Here is a 17339-nt window from a genome sequence, read left to right on the forward strand (position 1 = left end):
CAACAGTTTGGGGCTGGCTCGTGTAGGCGAAGGAGGCGACGGACATGGGCCCGATGGTAGGTCCAAGTCGCAGTGGCGACGGCGCAAAACAGTTTTCCACCAAGGCGCTGGGCACGGCCGCACGCTCGCCTCATAGTGTCGGCCTGCAAGCAAGGAGACCACGATGCGCAACCTCGACGAAGACACGATCACCCAGGCCGTGCTGGCCCGGCATACGGGCGCGCCCGACGCCCGACTGCGCGAGATCATGACCAGCCTGGTTCAGCACCTGCACGCCTTCGCGCGCGACGTTCGGCTCACGGAAGCCGAGTGGTTCGAAGGCATCCGCTTCCTCACCGACGTCGGCCACATCACCGACGACAAGCGCCAGGAATTCATCCTGCTGTCGGACACCTTGGGGCTGTCGATGCTGGTCACGGCGCTGAACAACCGCAAGCCGCACGCATGCACCGAGTCGACCGTGTTCGGGCCCTTTCATGTCGAGGGCTCACCCGAGTACGCGCTGGGCGCCGATGTGGCCAATGGCGCGCGCGGCGAGCCCTGCTACGTGCGCGGCCGCGTGCTCTCGATCGACGGCAGCCCGGTGCCCAATGCCGAGATGCAGGTGTGGCAGGCCGACGCCGACGGCCTCTACGACGTGCAGTACCAGGGCGAGCACGGCCACCGCGCCCGCGGCACACTGCATGCCGATGCCGAAGGCCGCTTCCACTTCAAGTCGATCCGGGCCGAGGCCTACCCGATCCCGCACGACGGGCCCGTGGGCCGCATGCTCGATGCCCTGGGGCGCCACCCGTGGCGGCCGGCGCACCTGCATTTCATGATCACGGCGCCGGGCTTCGAGCGACTGATCACGCACGTGTTCCGCGACGGCGACCAGTACCTCGACTCCGACTCGGTCTTCGGCGTGCGCGGCTCGCTCATCGCCGACTGGGTGGAACACCCGCCCGGCCCCACGCCGGACGGCGGTCGAAGCGAAGAGCCGTTCTACACCCTGGACTTCGACTTCGTGTTGAACCCGGCCGTCAGTGCGGCAGGGCGCACACGCTGACGTCCTCCAGATCCAGCAGGATCGGGCTGGACGGCGAGCTGCGGTATCGCTCCAGCGCCTTGGCCTCGATGCAGTCGAAGTGGGCCTCGCAGGCGACGGTCAGGTCTTCTTCGGGGAGTGCGTGGCCGAAGGCGCGCAGTGCGGCTTCGGAGATGTGCGCCGTGATGCGGGGACCGTCCAGTCCATCGGGGTAGATGGCGAACCGCACGGTGTGGGTGTCGGCGCAGAGGATCGCTTCGCAGTACATCTTGTGTCTCGGCTGTCTCTCATTCTTGGTGCTGTGGATTGAAAGCCAAAGCACTACAGTCGCGGCGCGGCATACTTCGCCACGTGGAGAAAGACGCCGCCTACATGCCTGCACTGCCGCAATGAAACACCCCTACGACCTGCAACGCTTCGTCGATGCACAGGACCCCGTCATCGATGCGGTCCGGGAAGAGCTGCGCACGGGGCGCAAGCGCACCCACTGGATGTGGTTCGTGTTTCCGCAGATCGCCGGCCTCGGCCGCAGCGAGATGGCGCAGCGCTACGCGATCGGCTCGCTGGCCGAGGCGCGCGCGTACCTCGACCATCGGGTCCTCGGCGAACGGCTGCGTGAATGCAGCGCGCTGGTGCTCGCGGTGCAGGGTCACGGGGTCAGCCGCATCTTCGGCGCGCCCGACGACATGAAGTTCTGGTCGTCCATGACCTTGTTCGACACGGCCGATCCGGCCGAGCCCGTGTTCAACGATTGCCTGCAAAAGTACTTCGGCGGAAAGTCCGATCACGGGACGATGTCCCGGATCGAGGGCGGCCATGCCGGTTGAGCGGGTGGGGCGCTCGTGCCGCATCGCCGCATGGGCGCTGGGCTGCCTGCTGACGGTCGTCCTTGCGGGCTGCGCCGGACTGCCGAGGGACGTGGCTCGCACGCCCTCCGAGGCATTGAGCGGCACCGAGAACACCGCACTCGGCCGCATCGCCTGGGCCGGCGCGCCCGACCGGGCGCAGAGCGGCTTCAGGCTGCTGCCGATGCCGGCTTATTCGATGCACGCGCGGCTCGAACTGGCACGCCGCGCCCAGCGCAGCATCGACATCCAGTACTACCTGGTGCAGAACGACGAGACCGGCCGCTACCTGTTGCGCACGCTGCGCGACGCGGCCGAGCGCGGTGTGCGCGTGCGCGTGCTCATCGACGACCTCTACACCGCCGGCGCCGACCGCCTGCTGGTGGCGCTGGCCGCGCATCCGAACGTCGAGGTGCGCCTCTTCAATCCCTTTCCCGCCGGGCGCGAACGGCTTTCGACGCGACTGGCCGCGTCGCTCTTCGACATCGACCGCATCCACCGCCGCATGCACAACAAGCTGTTCGTCGCCGACAACGCGATGGCGGTGGTCGGCGGACGCAACATCGCCAACGAATACTTCATGCGCGATGCGGGCTCGAACTTCATCGACATCGACACGCTGGTGACGGGCGCGGTGGTGCCGCGCCTGTCGTCCTTGTTCGACATGTACTGGAACAGCCCCTACGTCTATCCGGTCGAATCGCTGTCGCCCCCCGATGCGCCGGCGCGCGAGCTGCGGCAGCGCTTCGAGGACCTGACCATGGACGCGGCGATCTGGGCGCCGCAGACGCCGATCGAGCGCGACCTGCTGGGCTACCGCGGGCTCGGCGAGGACATGGACGAAGGCGAACTCCAGCTCACCTGGGCGCGCGCCGAAGCCTATGCCGACACGCCGCACAAGGCGCTGGGCCCGCCCGAGCTGCGGCCGAAGATCGCGGCCGACGCACCCGAGGGCGTGCTCTTCAATGTTCGTCGAATCGTTCGCGCGGCCGAGCGCGATGCGCTGATCACCACGCCCTACCTGATTCCCGGCCGCGGCGGCATGCAGTCGGTGCGGCTCTTGCGCGAGCGCGGCGTGCGCTTCACGCTGGTGACCAACTCGCTCGCCGCCACCGACGAATCACTGGTGCACCTGGGCTACCGCCGCTACCGGCCCGAGCTGCTGCAGCTGGGCGTGGACCTGTACGAGCTGAGCCCCAAGCGCGTGGAGCAGACGCAGCGCTTCGGCGTCTTCGGCTCGGCCAGCGGGCGGCTCCACGGCAAGTCGGCAGTGGTCGACGGCAAGGTGGTGTTCCTCGGCTCGCTCAATTTCGACCCGCGCTCGGACCTGCACAACACCGAGCTGGGCCTGTTCATCTACAGCCCGCAGATCGCCGCCCAGCTGACCAGCCTGATCGGCTTCATCACCATGGACGCGGCCTACCACTTGCGGCTGGGCCCGCGCGGCGGCATCGAGTGGGTGAGTCCGGCGACCGACGGCGGACCCGATGTCGTGTTGCACAACGAGCCCGAGACCGATTTCGGCTCGCGGCTCAAGCTCGAGCTGTTCGCGCCGCTGGTGCCCGAGAGCCTGCTCTAGCGCTTGCTGCGCCTCAGCGCAGTTGCCCGCTCAGATAGGGCTCGGGGTCCACCGCCACGCCTTGCTTGCGCACCTCGAAATGCAGCTTGACGCGATCGGTGCCGCTGCTGCCCATCTCGGCGATCTTCTGGCCCTGGCGCACCACGTCCTTTTCCTTGACGACGATGTTTTGTGCGTGGGCGTAGGCGGTGAGAAAGGTGTCGTTGTGCTTGACGATCACCATGTTGCCGTAGCCGCGCAGCTCGCTGCCGACATAGACGACACGGCCGTCGGCCGAGGCCACGACCGGATCGCCCAGGCTGCCCGCGATGTCGAGGCCCTTGTTGTTCTTGCCGTCGAAGCGGGCCAGGGTCGGGCCCGAGGCGGGCCGCACGAAGGCGGCTGGCGCAGGCGGCGGCGGCTTGGGTGGCGTGGGCGGCACCGCGGGGATGGAGGATGGCAATGGCCGTTGCGGCGGCAGCGGGGTGGTGCTGCAGGCCACAAGGCTGGCGGCCGCAGCGGCGAGGATGCCGGTGCGGAGGGCGAGGGACTTGGATTGCATGGCGTTTTTCGAGGCCATTTTGACACCCGTGGTTCCCCTTCGGGTTGTAGGACCTCGACGAATCTAGGGTTTGTGTGGGTGGGCCCGCTGCTGCGCGAGCGATGGCTGGCGGGCCAGCACCTCGTCGCGCGGGCCGGCATCTGCAACGCGGCCGGCCTCCATCAGCACGATGGTGTCGAATCGTTCCAGCAGGCTCAGGCGGTGGATGGACGCGACGATGCAGGCCTCGGGGAAGGCCTGGCCGATGCGTTCGAGCACGTGGCGTTCGGTGGCGGCATCGAGTGCGCTGGTCGGTTCGTCGAGCAGCAGCAACGAGCTGTCGCGGGCCGCGAGCACGCCGCGCGCCAGGCACAGGCGCTGCCGCTGACCGCCCGACAGATTGAAGCCGCGCTCCGACAAGGGCGTGTCGAGGTCGCCTCGCGTGGAGGCCAGCACCTCGTCGAAGGTGCTGGCATGCAGGGCCGCGCGGATCGCCGCATCGTCCTGCGGCTGGCCGAAACCCAGGTTCTCGCGCACGCTGGCCTCGAATACCTCGATCTCCTGCGGGATCAGCGTCGCGATCTCGCGCAGCCGCGACCAGGCGACCGTTTGCCCGTCGATCGCGACCGTGCCGCCCGAGGGCGCATAGAGCCCGGCGAGCACCCGCAGCAGCGTGCTCTTGCCGCCGCCGCTGGGGCCGACCAGCGCCACCCGCTGGCCGCGGCCCAGCGTGAGCGCCACCCCATGCAAGCCGCTCGGCGCATGTTCGTTCGCCTCGGCCCGGGTGCCGCGCGCTTGGTACTTCCAGTCGAGTCCGTCGATGCGCAGCGAACGCCATGCGGTGTCCGCCTCGATGTGCTCCCGCGTCGGGTCTTCGGCGCGGGCGGGTGCGAGCCAGATCGGCGCCGCGCTGCCGTAGTCGGTGTGCATGCGCGCGAAGAAGCTGAAGTTGGCGGCCATCGAGCTGACCACGCCCGCGGCCTGTTGTGCGTACTGGTAGATCATGAACACGCCGCCCAGCATCACGGCCTGGCCCGGCGTCCGCGACTGCCACACGTAGACCACCACCAGGCCCCAGGTCAGGGCCAGGCCCATCACGTCGACCGAGAACCACTTGCCCTCGTTGAGCACCACCATGCGCTTGAGCGGCATCGACAGCGCGGCCATGCGGCCGCGCAGCAGCAGGCGCGACGCGGCCGACAGTCGCAGGCCGATCACCGTCGAGGCATTGGACAAGAAGTCGAGCAGGGCGGACACGTAGCGCCGGTCGGCGTCGTTCTCGAGCCGCGCGTAGTGCATCAGCGCGCGGTCGAAGCGCACGATGACGATGCCGATCACCACGTAGCCCAGCATCGCCGCCGCGCCGCTGGTGCGCGACAGCAGCGTGATCGCGACCAGCGGCCCGATGAAGTTGACGATGTTGGTGAGGTAAATGAACTGGTTCTGCGCGAAGTCGAAGAGCGCGCGGCTGGCCTGGTGCACGCGGTGCTGCAACTCGCCCGAGTGGTGGCCGTCGTGCCAGGCCAGCGGCGCCGCGGAGATGCGGGCATAGAGCGCATCGGCCACCGACTCGCGCACCTTGAGGCCAACGTTGCGCTCGAGGATGCGGCCCGGCCCGTGCATCGTCCACGAGAGCAGGTAGATGCCCGCCAGCGTGGCGATCCAGCGGCCGGCGCCCGCGAAGTCGCCGGTCTGCAGCGCATTGATGGCCTGGCCGGCCAGCCAGGGCAAGGTGAGCCGCATCAGCTGCGAGCTGGTCAGCATCGCGGTGGCGCCCAGCAACTGGCCGCGGGCGCCCTCGGCGTGGCGCCAGAGTGCGCGGTACAGCTCCCCGATGGCGTGGGTCGGCTTGTAGGCGCTGCTCACCCTACTTCAGCGGGATCGGCGTGGCGCGGTCGATGGGCACCGCGGTCACGCTGTTCTTGGGCGAGCCGTCGATCAACAGGTCGGAGTAGGTCAGGTAGACCAGGGTGTTGCGCGGGGCGTCGACCATGCGCACCACGCGCAGGCGCTTGAAGAGGATCGACAGGCGTTCGCTGTACACCTCTTCGCGCTTGGGCAACGGCTGGGTCACGCGCACCGGCCCGACCTGGCGGCAGGCGATGGAGGCCTCGGCCTTGTCCTCGGCCAGGCCGAGCGCGCCCGAGACGCCGCCGGTCTTGGCACGCGAGACGTAGCAGGTGACGCCGCTGACCTTGGGGTCGTCGTAGGCCTCGACCACGATCTTGTGGTCGGGCCCGATCAGCTTGAAAGCGGTGTCGACTTCGCCCACCGGCTCGGCGAAGGAGGCGGGCGTGGCCAGCACCAGCGGCAGGGCGCAGCAGAGCAGTGCGCGAAGCTGCTTCATGCGCTCGATGCGCTTCATGTGCCTCATGTGATGTCGACCGTGTGGACCCGGTCGAAGCTGCCGCGGCGCCGGTCCTCGAAGTAGAGCGTCAGCGCTTCCCGCACGGTGCGGAAGGCGACCTCGTCCCAGGGGATTTCTTCTTCGGTGAAGAGCCGCGCCTCGATCGTCTCGTGGCCCGGGTCGAACTTGTCGCTGAGCAGGCGCGCCCGGTAGAACAGGTGCACCTGGCCCACGCGCACCACGCTCATCACAGCGAAGAGACCTTCCATCTCGTACTCGGCGCCGGCTTCTTCATCGGTTTCGCGCCCCGCGCCCTGCGCGGTGGTCTCGTTGAGCTCCATGAAGCCGGCAGGCAACGTCCACTTGCCCCAGCGGGGCTCGATGTTGCGCTTGCAGAGCAGCACGCGATCGCCCAGCACGGGGATGGTGCCCACCACGTTCAGCGGGTTCTCGTAGTGCACGGTGTGGCACGCGGGGCAGATCGCACGCTCGCGCGTGTCGCCGTCGTCGGGCAGGCGGTAGACCACTGCGGTGCCGCAGTTCTTGCAGTGCTTGATGGGGACGCGCAGGAGCATCGTGGAATGAGCGGAGTGGGCGTGGTTGACGAGTGCGGCCGAAGAAAGGCGCGGCGGGTCAGGCGATCTTGACCGTGAGCGTGGGCAGGCCCGCGACCTGGCCGACCAGCGTGTCGCCGGACACCACCGCGTTCACGCCTTCGGGCGTGCCGGTGAAGATCAGGTCGCCGGGCTGCAGCTCCCAGGCGGCGGACAGGTGCTCGATGGTCTCGGCCATGTTCCAGATCAGCTTAGCGACGTTGCTGCGCTGGCGGTCCTGCCCGTTGACCTGCAACGAGATCTCGGCGTTCTGGATGTCGCCGGCCTCGGCCGCCGGCACGATCGGGCCGGTGGGTGCGCTCTGCTCGAAGCTCTTGCCGATGTCCCAGGGGCGGCCCTGCTTCTTCATGTCGCCCTGCAGGTCGCGGCGCGTCATGTCCAGCCCGACCGCGAAGCCGAAGACGTGCTTCATCGCATCGGCGGCCTTGATGTTCTTGCCGCCGGTGCCGATGGCTGCCACCAATTCGATCTCGTGGTGCAGGTTCTTGGTGAGGGTGGGGTAGGCCATGGTGCCGGTGCTGCCGGCATCGACCACCACCACCGCATCGGCCGGCTTCATGAAGAAGAAGGGCGGCTCGCGGCCGGTGAAGCCCATTTCCTTCGCATGCTCTTCGTAGTTGCGGCCCACGCAGTAGATGCGGTGAACCGGGAAACGCGCGCTTTGGCCCACCACCGGCAGGGATACCGTCGCCGGCGGAGTGAAGACGTATTCGGAAGCCATGGGGGAAAAGTCCTTATCGAGCGAAAGCGGCAGTTTGCCAGAGGGCGACGGCCGCTGCCGGCTTTTGCCTCGCGGCGGGGAGGCGGGCTATGCTCGGGCCCATGATGAAGCTGCACAACTATTTCCGCTCTTCCGCGTCGTTCCGCGTGCGCATCGCCCTCAACCTCAAGGGGCTGGACTACGACTACATCCCGGTGCACATCGCGCGCGGCGATCACAAGACCGGGCCCTTCTCGGCCATCTCGGCGGACATGCTGGTGCCGCTGCTCGAAGACGACGGCGAGCGCTTCTCGCAGTCGATGGCGATCATCGAATACCTGGACGAGATCCATCCCGAGCCCGCACTGTTGCCGCGCGACCCGGTGAGCCGCGCCCACGTGCGCGCGCTGGCGCAGTCGGTCGCCTGCGAGATCCATCCGCTCAACAACCTGCGCGTGCTGAAGTACCTCGTGCGCGAGCTGAAGATCGGCGACGACGCCAAGAACACCTGGTACCGCCATTGGGTGCGCGAGGGCATGCTGGCCTTCGAGCGCCAGCTTGCGCAGCGCCCGGCCAGCGTCTACTGCTGGGGCGACACGCCCACCCTGGCCGACTGCTGCCTGGTGCCGCAGGTATTCAACGGCCAGCGCTTCGACTGCGACTTCAGCGGGCTGCCGCGCACGATGGCGGCCTTCGAAGCCTGCATGCAGCTCGATGCCTTCCAGCGCGCGCAGCCATCGCGCTGCCCCGACGCGGAGCCCTGAGCGTGCCGCTCGGCGGAGCGCTCGGGCAGGTGCTGGTGCCCGACTGGCCCGCGCCGCCCGGCGTGCAGGCGCTGTGCACCACGCGCCAGGGCGGTGTGTCCCGCGGTGTCTACGACAGCCTCAATCTCGGCGACCACGTCGGCGATGCGCCGGGCGACGTGGCCATCAACCGTGTGCGGCTGCGCGATGCGATCGGCGCGCGGCCGGTGTTCCTGCAACAAGTGCATGGCACTGCGTTGCAGACACTGGAGTGCGCCAGCACCGACGGCGCCGCTGCCGATGCCTGCACCACCACGTCCGATGGCGTCGCCTGCACGATCATGGTGGCCGACTGCCTGCCGGTGCTCTTCACCGACCGCGCGGGTCGCCGCGTCGCCGCCGCGCATGCGGGTTGGCGCGGGCTCGCGGCCGGCGTGCTCGAGCGGGCCGTCGGGGCCTTTGCACCCGAAGCGGCGCCTCCGGATCTGATCGCCTGGCTGGGGCCCTGCATCGGGCCGGATGCGTTCGAGGTCAGTGACGAAGTGCGGGCCGTCTTCGCCGCCGCGGCACCGGAGGCGGCGTCATGCTTCAGGCCTGGCGTCGCGGCCGGCAAGTGGACGGCCGATCTTGCAGGCCTTGCCCGCCAGCGTCTGCGTGCGGCCGGCGTGGCGCAGGTCTACGGCAACGACGGCAGCATCGCCTGGTGCACCGTGAACAACCCGTTACTCTTTTTCTCGCATCGGCGGGATCGGACCAGCGGGCGATTCGCCGCCTGCATCTGGCGCGGCTGAGTTCGCCGCGGCAGCGCGGATCGCGGCCTCGCGCTCGGCGGCCTCGCGTTCGCGGATGGCCTTGCGCCGGCCCGGTGCGCCCATCAGGTAAACCACCAGTGCCACCGGCATGAGGCCGTAGAGTAGAAAGGTGAAGACCGCGCCGAGCACCGTGCCGTTGGTGTTGGTGGCTTCGGCCACTGCCATCATGAGGGTGACATACAGCCAGGCAATGACGACAAGGTGCATAGGCGAGGATTTCGGGATGGTTTGGCGGGCCACGCTGGTCGGCCCCTGCCGGATGCAGCATACTCAACGCCGTTGCGACAAGGCGAGGAATCAGGAGAGACGACATGGGACAACAAGAACAGACGGCAGCGGAGCAGACCTTCGCGCCCTTCCAGCAGGCACTGACGCAGGGGTGGGAAAAGGCCCTCGCATCCTTTCAGTCGCTCGGTAGCGGCGCAGCGCCCGGCCTGAACATGAACATGGAGATGCCCCGGCTCTCCTTCTCCCCCACCAAGCTCCAGGAACTGCAGCAGCAGTACGTCGAAGAAGCCACTGCGCTGTGGCGCCAGGACATGGCCGAGCGCACGCGGCTCGACCGGCGCTTCTCCGCCGAAGCGTGGGGCAGCAACCCGGTGGCCTCGTTCTCCGCGGCGGTGTACCTGCTCAACACCCGCACGCTGCTCGGCATGGCCGAAGCCGTCGAGGCCGACGAGAAGACGCGGGCCCGCCTGCGCTTCGCGGTCGAGCAATGGGTCGCCGCGTCGGCCCCCAGCAACTACATCGCCTTCAATGCCGACGCCCAGAAGAAGGCCGTCGAAACCAAGGGCGAGAGCATCGCCAAGGGCATCCAGAACCTGCTGAAGGACGTGCGGCAGGGCCACCTGAGCATGACCGACGAAAGCGTCTTCGAAGTGGGCCGCAACGTCGCCACCACCGAGGGCGCGGTCGTGTTCGAGAACGAGCTGTTCCAGCTGCTCGAATACAAGCCGCTCACGGCCAAGGTGTACGAGCGCCCGCTGCTGCTGGTGCCGCCCTGCATCAACAAGTTCTACATCCTCGACCTGCAGCCCGAGAACTCGCTGATCCGATATGGCGTGGAGCAGGGGCATCGCGTCTTCGTCATCAGCTGGCGCAACCCCGATGCCTCGATGAGCCACTACACGTGGGACGACTACATCGAGGACGCCGCCATCAAGGCGATCCAGGTCACGCGCGAAATCACCGGGCAGGACAAGAAGGGCGGCCAGATCGACACGCTCGGCTTCTGCGTCGGCGGCACCATCCTGTCGACCGCGCTGTCGGTGCTCGCTGCGCGCGGCGAGCAGCCGGCCGCCTCGGTCACGCTGCTCACCACGCTGCTGGACTTCGACGACACCGGCATCCTCGACATCTTCATCGACGAGGCCTTCGTCCGCTTCCGCGAGATGCAGATGCAGTCGGGCGGCCTGCTGCAGGGCGGCGAGCTGGCGTCGACCTTCAGCTTCCTGCGGCCCAACGACCTGGTGTGGAATTACGTGGTCGGCAACTACCTGAAGGGCGAGACGCCCCCGCCCTTCGACCTGCTGTACTGGAACAGCGACGCCACCAACCTGCCGGGGCCCATGTACTGCTGGTACCTGCGCCACACCTACCACGAGAACCAGCTCGCCGTGCCGGGCGCGCTCACGGTGGCCGGCGAGCCGGTCGACCTGGGAAGCATCGAGGCACCGGTCTACATCTACGGCTCGCGCGAAGACCACATCGTGCCCATCGGCGGCGCCTACGCCTCCACCCAACTGCTCAAGGGCAAGAAGCGCTTCGTCATGGGCGCTTCGGGCCACATCGCCGGCGTGATCAATCCGCCCGCGAAAAAGAAGCGCAGCCACTGGATCCGCGCCGACGGCAAGCTGCCGAAGACGCAGGCCGAGTGGCTGGCTGGTGCCACCGAGCACCCCGGCAGCTGGTGGACCGACTGGTCCGACTGGCTCAAGACCCACGCGGGCAGGCAGATCCCGGCCCCCAAGTCCTACGGCAAGGGCAGCGCCTACCAGGCGATCGAGCCCGCGCCGGGCCGCTACGTCAAGGCGAAGGCCTGATCTCGTTCGTTTCCGTTTCTCATTTCAATCCCCAGCCTCGGAGCACACACCATGGAAGACATCGTCATCGTTTCGGCCGCGCGCACGGCCGTGGGCAAGTTCGGCGGCTCGATCGCCGGCATCCCGGCCACCGAGCTGGGTTCGATCGTGATCAAGGAAGTGCTCGAACGCGCCAAGGTCGGCGCCGACCAGATCGGTGAAGTCATCATGGGCCAGGTGCTCACCGCGGGCAGCGGCCAGAACCCGGCACGCCAGGCGCTGCTGAAGAGCGGCGTCGCCAAGGAAACCCCCGCGCTCACCATCAACGCCGTCTGCGGCTCGGGCCTGAAGGCCGTGATGCTGGCCGCCCAGGCCGTGGCCACGGGCGACAGCGAGATCGTGATCGCCGGCGGACAGGAGAGCATGAGCCTCGCGCCGCACGTGCTGCCCAATTCGCGCAACGGCCAGCGCATGGGCGACTGGAAGCTGGTCGACACGATGATCATCGACGGCCTGTGGGACGTGTACAACCAGTACCACATGGGCATCACGGCCGAGAACGTGGCCAAGAAGTACGACATCAGCCGCTCGGCGCAGGACGAGCTTGCCTTGGCCAGCCAGACCAAGGCGGCTGCCGCGCAGGACGCCGGCAAGTTCAAGGACGAGATCGTCGCCGTCACCATCCCGCAGAAGAAGGGTGACCCGGTGGTGTTCGACAAGGACGAGTTCATCAACCGCAAGACCAGCGCCGAAGGTCTGGCCGGCCTGCGCCCTGCCTTCGACAAGGCCGGCGGCGTGACGGCGGGCAATGCATCGGGCCTCAACGACGGCGCCGCCGCGGTGATGGTGATGACCGCCAAGAAGGCCGCGGCCCTGGGCCTGAAACCGCTGGGCCGCATCGCCAGCTACGCGAGCACCGGCCTCGACCCGGCCTTCATGGGCATGGGCCCGGTGCCGGCCTCGCAGAAGGCGCTGCAGCGTGCCGGCTGGAAGCCCGCCGACCTCGACGTGCTCGAGATCAACGAAGCCTTCGCGGCGCAAGCTTGCGCGGTCAACCGCGAGATGGGCTGGGACATCAACAAGGTCAACGTGAACGGCGGCGCCATCGCCATCGGCCATCCGATCGGTGCATCCGGCTGCCGCATCCTGGTGACGCTGCTGCACGAAATGCAGCGCCAGAACGCAAAGAAGGGCATCGCCTCGCTGTGCATCGGCGGCGGCATGGGTGTCGCGCTGACGATCGAACGCTGAGTCGCCACCTGCGCACAGGAAGCGGCCCGCGGGTCGCTGCCTTGATGCGCAGTCGCCTTCCATGGTCATCGACGGCTTCGCTCGAAGTCGCTCGAAGTCGCTCGATGGCGAGAGGCCTGAAAACTCCGTTGCCCAAGGGGGCTGCGATTCTCGCCAATGCTGGAACCAACAAGACGGTTTGGTGACAGAAGCGGCGCCAATCGGGAGGCCTGCCGCTGCTGCCGCAGCGGCGGCAACGGGGTCCGCTATTCACCAAGTGCCCGTTTCGTGCCCGCTTGTCTTCGACTGGCGGGCACGGTGCCATTGGCGTGGTGCAACGAGAGCACAGACCCTCATGCTTACGACGCCTTCCAAGTCATTCATCCAGCGCCCAATCCTCCCTCGATCATCCGACGTTGTCACTCCTGAAACGAAGGAGCACTCCGTCCCGCCGGGCAGCCCCGAAGGCCGGCGGTTGAAGTTGATCGAGGACTACAAGAAGAGTCTGAGTTGCGCAAGGAACGAGACCTTCGAGCAGGCGCAAGCGGCTGTCGACGGGAACCTGTTCGTCGAGCTGGGAGAACTCCGTTCCCATTACCTCAAAAAGTTCTTCGCAACCAATCCCGGTTTTGGCTTCTACGTCGCACTGCTACGCCAACTGAACATGTCGACGTCCATCGTGGCCCGTGACAAGGCGTGCCTCGAGGCCGATTGGAAAGTGCCCAGGACGAACCGTGCCCTGGTCGCCGTGCCCACATCGCATCCGACGCATTCACGCACGGCGAGCATGCGCAACGCCTACCGGCAGGTCTACGAACATCTTGCGGGCCACACGCCGCTCCAGGGCATCGAGGTTCTGGAGCGGCTGTTGCCGCCCGTCGAACCGGAGCAATGGAACAAGCCTTCGCTGGTCCACGACGAGATGCCGATGATGGCCGAAGCCATCGCCAATCAGGCTGTCGCGCTGCACGAAGAACTTGGGGCGCTGCCGACCGTCGCCGACCGTGACGCGTTGCTGGCTTGCACGGCCCGACCGGAGGTGTGGGGTGCGTACGACCAGGACGGACATCCCGATGCGCTGCCTGGGTACATGTTCCTGCAGCGGGCGCATCTGCGCTATGCCATGTGGAGTGCCTATGTCACGTTGGCGAAACGAGAGGGCTTGGACGACGAAGACATCGAGCGCATTGAATCGACCGCAAACTATTGGGGCAGCGTGGTCGGCTGGTTGAGCGAGCCTGGCCGGTTGAACGCGCAGACGGACAACTTCGAGTTCATAGAGATGCCAGGCTATCCGGATGCCGCGGGCAAGCTCGGAGCCGGCGAGAGCGAGTCGAGCGAACAAGAGGCGTTGCTCAAGCTCATCGGACAAGACCATCCGCGCTTGAAAGATGTCGTCGAACGATTTGGCACCAGTGGCGCCAAGGGTCACTTCCGCTTCACTGCGGGCGGTGACCGCGGACTGTGGAGAACGTCGGAGGACAACACCGAGATCGTCGATGTCAAAGCGATGGGAGCCCTTGCGCTGCGGTTCAAGGAGATCAAGGCGCTGGGAGGCGATGTCGGCACCGTCATCATTGCCGAGTGCGACAACCCTGCCCACTTCGGAAAGACCATCGCGTTGATGCGGCAGCAGGGGGTGATGACATGGCTCGACGACCCGGAGGGCGGGGTGGTCGTCATGCCGCTGATCGAAGAGGGTGACATGACGGCAGGCATCTCCAAGGCGTTGATCGAAATGCTCGACCAGCGGAGGGCCGAAGGCAAGCCGCTGCCACAAGTGGTTCATTTGATGGTCGCGGGCAGCGACTTGGTCAATCGCGAAGGCAAGGTCGGCCAGATGCTGGAGACGGCGCGCGCGCTGGAAGCGCTTCTGGACATCGCTACGGCCTTTCCCGGCACACAGGTGCGCTTGATGGAAGGCGTGGGAGGAAGCTCTGTGCGGACCGGGGGCGCATCGCGGATCGTGGAACTGCGCGACGCGCTCCGGCTCAAGGACGGGCCGTTCGACCGCTCGGCGATCACTTTCCAGGGCATCGTAGTCGACGCGGATTACGGCACGCGCACTTCTGCTCGTGCCACGTCTCGGCTGCAGGCGGAACGTCTCATGCGCGCGACTGCGACGGTGAAAAATCTTGACCAGGTCATCCAGTTTCTGAAAAGACTGAATCAGCATGTGGGCCTGCACCAAAGTTCGGGCACGGGCGAGCGCCAAGCCATGCGCAAGGATGAAGGTTTCGAGAAGCTGTTCGCCCCAGGGAACAAGGTCGTCGATGGCATCATGAGCAACCGCCGCGACGGATCGCGGACGGCGAAGCAGGGCACGCCTTCGAAGGGTGTCGGTCCCGAAGGTGAGCGCACGATTTCCTACGTGAAGATGATGCGCGCGACCGGCGGGCTGCAGTGGCACCACGATTGGCGCAAAGTGCCCGACGACTTGAAGAAGGAGATTGCTGAGGCGTGGAAGAACCCTGAGCACGCCGTGCATGCAGTCGTGCAGGTGCTGGTGGCGGACATGGCGGTCGAACTCACGCGCGTCGATCTCGACTTGGCAGACGAGGCCCTGTTTCCCGATCAGCCTGCCGAGCGCCAGCTTCCTGACGGATCAGTGGTGCCGAACCGAGACCCTGCGATGGCTTCGGCCTTCTCCGCCATGTGCAAGGCGCACGACAACCTTTGCGAGTTCCTCGAGTTTCTGGGCGTGTATCGGCGCCGCTCGGGCGACGTGCTCATGCCGGAAGACGACAGGGTCAGGGCGGCATTGCTCGAAGAACTCGGATTGCCGGTCGATACGGATGACAACGGGTTGGAGATGGCGCTCCTGGCACGGCGGGGCGAGGTACGCCTGCAGGTGCATATGCAGCAAAGCGGCATCAGTGCGGAGGCCGCAGCGTTGCAACTCGCCGCACAGTGGCGCAATTCCTACGACGGCCCCGGCGCGGCGGACCTTTCCGTGGAGCTCATGGAACGGTGGGGCCTGCAACGCCACCCGTCGACACTGGCGACGCCGGGCGTTTCGAGGATGCTTCCGAACGGGGATGCTTTGTTGACGCGTGACGGAGAACTGCAACTCGGTACCGAAGGCTTGGCCGCCCACGAGCAGTTCCATGCCGACAGTGGACGAGCCAAAGCCGCATTCGCCAAGTGGTACGGCGATGGCTTCTACGATGCGGCGATTTCCGAGACACTGGCAGCCCGGAATGCCGCCTCCGATGTGGCGTTGGCGCTGCGCACGCACTTGATCTTGGAAGGCATGCCTTCGAGGACTGACTCGACGATGACTCGCCGCCTGCGCAACGACCATGCGCAGGCAACTCTGGCCCTGGCAACGCGGCAGAAGCCCTTGACCGAGGCGAAGCTGCAAGCCCTCGCCAAGGCGGCCAGTCTGCAATTGCCGAATGCCGATCAGGCATTGGCCTTTGCCGCGGAGACCGCGCGGCAGAACGAGAAGGCCGCGCAAGCGCGGGCGTCCGAGACCGTGATCCGAACTTTGCTCGACAGCCCCGAGGCATTGGACAAGTCGCGCGAAGCCGTTGCAGCAGCGCATCTGCCCAACGAGGCGCGACACCTGCTCTTCAACCTTACCGGCGGGCTGCTGGGCGTGCCGAGCCACATGGAAACCCTCAAGACCTCGGAAGACACGCGCGCCTTCGCGCACGCGCTGACAGCGCAGGACTTCGCGACGCTGCGCGGGTGTCTGCCCGACACGTGCGCGAACGACATGCTCGCCATGGAGCGTGAGAGCCGCGAGGCTGCGGAGCGCCGGCAGGCGCTGCTCGAAAAGTCGCGTTCGGCCGCTGTTGCTGCGCCTCTGTTCAGGCGTGCGCAGAAGGGCGATGCGCGCGCCCGTGCCTCAGCCTTCGAGCTCGAGCAGGACTGGCTGATGGTCTGAGGCCCGTGTCCGGCCATCGACTTCGATTCGCGTCAGACGCGGCACGAGCGTCTCGCTCACGAAGAAGAAGTCGAAGGCGGCCGGGTCCGACCCGTATCGCTTGTCGAAAAGCCGGAAGGTCGGGTCGTGCGGCCGCTCGCCATGCAGGGCCGGCCAGGCGTCGTGCAATCGTGCACCCGGGCCGCCGCCTGGAGTCACGAGGTCGAAGCCTTGCTGAATGACTGCCTGAGCCGGGTCGGTAGCCGGCATGTTGAAGTCGCCGCACAAGATCGCATGCTGCGTGTGTGGCTTGGGCTGGAAAGGGGAGTGGTCGTGTTCGGCCTTCGGCGGTGCGGCCGCTTGCTGGCAAGCCTCGACATGCAGGGCACGCAATGCCCTTGTCTGGGCCGCTCGCTGGTTCGCCGAGTAGTACTCGAGGTGTGTCGTCATCACGCGTACCGGACCCAGGCCGGGGCTGGTCAGCGTGACGACGGTGCACATCCGCGGCATGGTGCTCACGGCCGAATCGGCAGGCCAGGGCAACGGATGGTGCCTCGCCTGCGCGACGGGCAGTCGCGTCGCGATCAGGTTGCCGAAGCGCATGCGCCGGCCCGCGGCGTCGAATTCGTCGACAGCCGCGCCGAAGAAAAGCTGGAAGCCCGGCAGCAGGGCGCGCAGCTCGGCCGGCTGGTCGCCGGGCGCGCCAGGCATGCGGTCGTAGCCCGAAGCGATCTCTTGCAGGCAGAGCACGTCGAAGTCGGCCAGCGCACGCGCCTCCTCGACGATGCGCAGGGGGCTGACCATGCCGTCGAGGCCGAGGCACCACTGGGTGTTCCAAGTGACGAGCTTCATGGGTCGATGGGATTCGTGGTGACAGAGCACAGGGCCGTCGCGAGATGGACGATATCGTTCTTTATCGAAGTCGATATGCGACGCAGCCTCTGTGACACCCCGTTGCATTGAGGGGTCAGTGTTTTCCTGAGCCGGGGGGCGTGAGAAACTTGGCTACAGTCAATCGCGCCTGTTCGGG

General features: G+C 67.0%; 16 protein-coding genes. 8 read left to right on the forward strand and 8 right to left on the reverse strand.

Features of this window, described 5'->3' with window-relative positions:
* Positions 1-163: 163 nt before the first annotated feature.
* Positions 164-1048 carry an intradiol ring-cleavage dioxygenase gene (locus B0W80_RS09085; protein WP_076998804.1) on the forward strand — a complete coding sequence of 295 codons (885 nt, stop codon included), beginning with the start codon at positions 164-166 and terminating at the stop codon, positions 1046-1048.
* Here B0W80_RS09085 and B0W80_RS09090 read toward each other — a convergent pair.
* A complete protein-coding gene (locus B0W80_RS09090) occupies positions 1023-1295 on the reverse strand; it encodes a hypothetical protein (protein ID WP_076998805.1) in 273 nt (90 codons plus the stop codon). The genes B0W80_RS09085 and B0W80_RS09090 overlap by 26 nt on opposite strands.
* A 121-nt stretch (positions 1296-1416) precedes the next feature.
* On the opposite strand from B0W80_RS09090, the gene B0W80_RS09095 reads away from it, so the two are divergent.
* Both B0W80_RS09095 and B0W80_RS09100 read left to right on the forward strand, forming a co-directional pair.
* A complete protein-coding gene (locus tag B0W80_RS09095; RefSeq protein WP_076998806.1) occupies positions 1417-1854 on the forward strand; it encodes a DUF1810 domain-containing protein in 438 nt (145 codons plus the stop codon).
* Positions 1844-3451, forward strand: a complete 1608-nt coding sequence (locus tag B0W80_RS09100) for a phospholipase D family protein (RefSeq protein WP_076998807.1) — start codon at positions 1844-1846, stop codon at positions 3449-3451. The genes B0W80_RS09095 and B0W80_RS09100 overlap by 11 nt, the downstream gene beginning before the upstream one ends.
* A gap of 13 nt (positions 3452-3464) precedes the next feature.
* On the opposite strand, the gene B0W80_RS09105 is transcribed toward B0W80_RS09100, so the two are convergent.
* From B0W80_RS09105 to B0W80_RS09125, 5 genes are all read right to left on the reverse strand, one after another.
* Positions 3465-3992, reverse strand: a complete 528-nt coding sequence (locus tag B0W80_RS09105) for a murein hydrolase activator EnvC (protein ID WP_076998808.1) — start codon at positions 3990-3992, stop codon at positions 3465-3467.
* 63 nt (positions 3993-4055) lie between these two features.
* On the reverse strand, positions 4056-5837 hold the full coding sequence (locus tag B0W80_RS09110; RefSeq protein WP_256856523.1) for an ABC transporter ATP-binding protein: 1782 nt from the start codon (positions 5835-5837) through the stop codon (positions 4056-4058).
* 1 nt (position 5838) lies between these two features.
* Positions 5839-6318 (reverse strand): CreA family protein, encoded by a 480-nt coding sequence (locus B0W80_RS09115; protein ID WP_076998886.1) that lies wholly within the window; start codon positions 6316-6318, stop codon positions 5839-5841.
* Between the two features lie 23 nt (positions 6319-6341).
* A complete protein-coding gene (locus B0W80_RS09120) occupies positions 6342-6893 on the reverse strand; it encodes an NUDIX hydrolase (protein WP_076998809.1) in 552 nt (183 codons plus the stop codon).
* A 58-nt stretch (positions 6894-6951) separates the two neighbouring features.
* Positions 6952-7653 (reverse strand): fumarylacetoacetate hydrolase family protein, encoded by a 702-nt coding sequence (locus B0W80_RS09125; RefSeq protein WP_076998810.1) that lies wholly within the window; start codon positions 7651-7653, stop codon positions 6952-6954.
* Between the two features lie 104 nt (positions 7654-7757).
* On the opposite strand from B0W80_RS09125, the gene maiA reads away from it, so the two are divergent.
* Positions 7758-8396 carry a maleylacetoacetate isomerase gene (maiA, locus tag B0W80_RS09130; RefSeq protein ID WP_076998887.1) on the forward strand — a complete coding sequence of 213 codons (639 nt, stop codon included), beginning with the start codon at positions 7758-7760 and terminating at the stop codon, positions 8394-8396.
* Between the two features lie 2 nt (positions 8397-8398).
* Positions 8399-9166 (forward strand): peptidoglycan editing factor PgeF, encoded by a 768-nt coding sequence (gene pgeF, locus B0W80_RS09135; protein WP_179106864.1) that lies wholly within the window; start codon positions 8399-8401, stop codon positions 9164-9166.
* Here pgeF and B0W80_RS09140 read toward each other — a convergent pair.
* Complete coding sequence (locus tag B0W80_RS09140; protein WP_076998811.1) at positions 9098-9394, reverse strand: hypothetical protein; 297 nt, start codon at positions 9392-9394, stop codon at positions 9098-9100. The genes pgeF and B0W80_RS09140 overlap by 69 nt on opposite strands.
* Positions 9395-9498: 104 nt before the next feature.
* Here B0W80_RS09140 and phaC point away from each other — a divergent pair, with 104 nt between their 5' ends.
* From phaC to B0W80_RS09155, 3 genes are all read left to right on the forward strand, one after another.
* A complete protein-coding gene (phaC, locus tag B0W80_RS09145) occupies positions 9499-11229 on the forward strand; it encodes a class I poly(R)-hydroxyalkanoic acid synthase (RefSeq protein ID WP_076998812.1) in 1731 nt (576 codons plus the stop codon).
* Positions 11230-11280: 51 nt separating this feature from the next.
* Positions 11281-12459 carry an acetyl-CoA C-acetyltransferase gene (locus tag B0W80_RS09150; RefSeq protein ID WP_076998813.1) on the forward strand — a complete coding sequence of 393 codons (1179 nt, stop codon included), beginning with the start codon at positions 11281-11283 and terminating at the stop codon, positions 12457-12459.
* A 460-nt stretch (positions 12460-12919) separates the two neighbouring features.
* Positions 12920-16330: a hypothetical protein gene (locus B0W80_RS09155; RefSeq protein WP_143684537.1), complete on the forward strand. Its 3411-nt coding sequence runs from the start codon at positions 12920-12922 to the stop codon at positions 16328-16330.
* Here the strand turns inward: B0W80_RS09155 and B0W80_RS09160 are convergent.
* Entirely contained in the window at positions 16292-17161 is an 870-nt protein-coding gene (locus B0W80_RS09160) for an endonuclease/exonuclease/phosphatase family protein (RefSeq protein WP_076998815.1), read from the reverse strand. The two genes, B0W80_RS09155 and B0W80_RS09160, sit on opposite strands and share 39 nt — an antisense overlap.
* Between the last annotated feature and the right edge of the window lie 178 nt (positions 17162-17339).

This window comes from Variovorax sp. KK3 (assembly GCF_001984055.1).
In the GTDB taxonomy this organism is placed as follows: domain Bacteria; phylum Pseudomonadota; class Gammaproteobacteria; order Burkholderiales; family Burkholderiaceae_C; genus Variovorax.

What these genes read in the sequence shown, in the direction of transcription:
- B0W80_RS09100 (WP_076998807.1), top strand. Translation starts at nt 1,844, where the DNA reads ATGCCGGTTGAGCGGGTGGGGCGCTCGTGCCGCATCGCCGCATGGGCG.
- maiA (WP_076998887.1), top strand. Translation starts at nt 7,758, where the DNA reads ATGAAGCTGCACAACTATTTCCGCTCTTCCGCGTCGTTCCGCGTGCGC.
- B0W80_RS09140 (WP_076998811.1), bottom strand. Translation starts at nt 9,394, where the DNA reads ATGCACCTTGTCGTCATTGCCTGGCTGTATGTCACCCTCATGATGGCA.
- B0W80_RS09120 (WP_076998809.1), bottom strand. Translation starts at nt 6,893, where the DNA reads ATGCTCCTGCGCGTCCCCATCAAGCACTGCAAGAACTGCGGCACCGCA.
- B0W80_RS09150 (WP_076998813.1), top strand. Translation starts at nt 11,281, where the DNA reads ATGGAAGACATCGTCATCGTTTCGGCCGCGCGCACGGCCGTGGGCAAG.
- phaC (WP_076998812.1), top strand. Translation starts at nt 9,499, where the DNA reads ATGGGACAACAAGAACAGACGGCAGCGGAGCAGACCTTCGCGCCCTTC.
- B0W80_RS09125 (WP_076998810.1), bottom strand. Translation starts at nt 7,653, where the DNA reads ATGGCTTCCGAATACGTCTTCACTCCGCCGGCGACGGTATCCCTGCCG.
- B0W80_RS09105 (WP_076998808.1), bottom strand. Translation starts at nt 3,992, where the DNA reads ATGCAATCCAAGTCCCTCGCCCTCCGCACCGGCATCCTCGCCGCTGCG.
- B0W80_RS09085 (WP_076998804.1), top strand. Translation starts at nt 164, where the DNA reads ATGCGCAACCTCGACGAAGACACGATCACCCAGGCCGTGCTGGCCCGG.
- B0W80_RS09115 (WP_076998886.1), bottom strand. Translation starts at nt 6,318, where the DNA reads ATGAAGCAGCTTCGCGCACTGCTCTGCTGCGCCCTGCCGCTGGTGCTG.
- B0W80_RS09090 (WP_076998805.1), bottom strand. Translation starts at nt 1,295, where the DNA reads ATGTACTGCGAAGCGATCCTCTGCGCCGACACCCACACCGTGCGGTTC.
- B0W80_RS09095 (WP_076998806.1), top strand. Translation starts at nt 1,417, where the DNA reads ATGAAACACCCCTACGACCTGCAACGCTTCGTCGATGCACAGGACCCC.
- B0W80_RS09160 (WP_076998815.1), bottom strand. Translation starts at nt 17,161, where the DNA reads ATGAAGCTCGTCACTTGGAACACCCAGTGGTGCCTCGGCCTCGACGGC.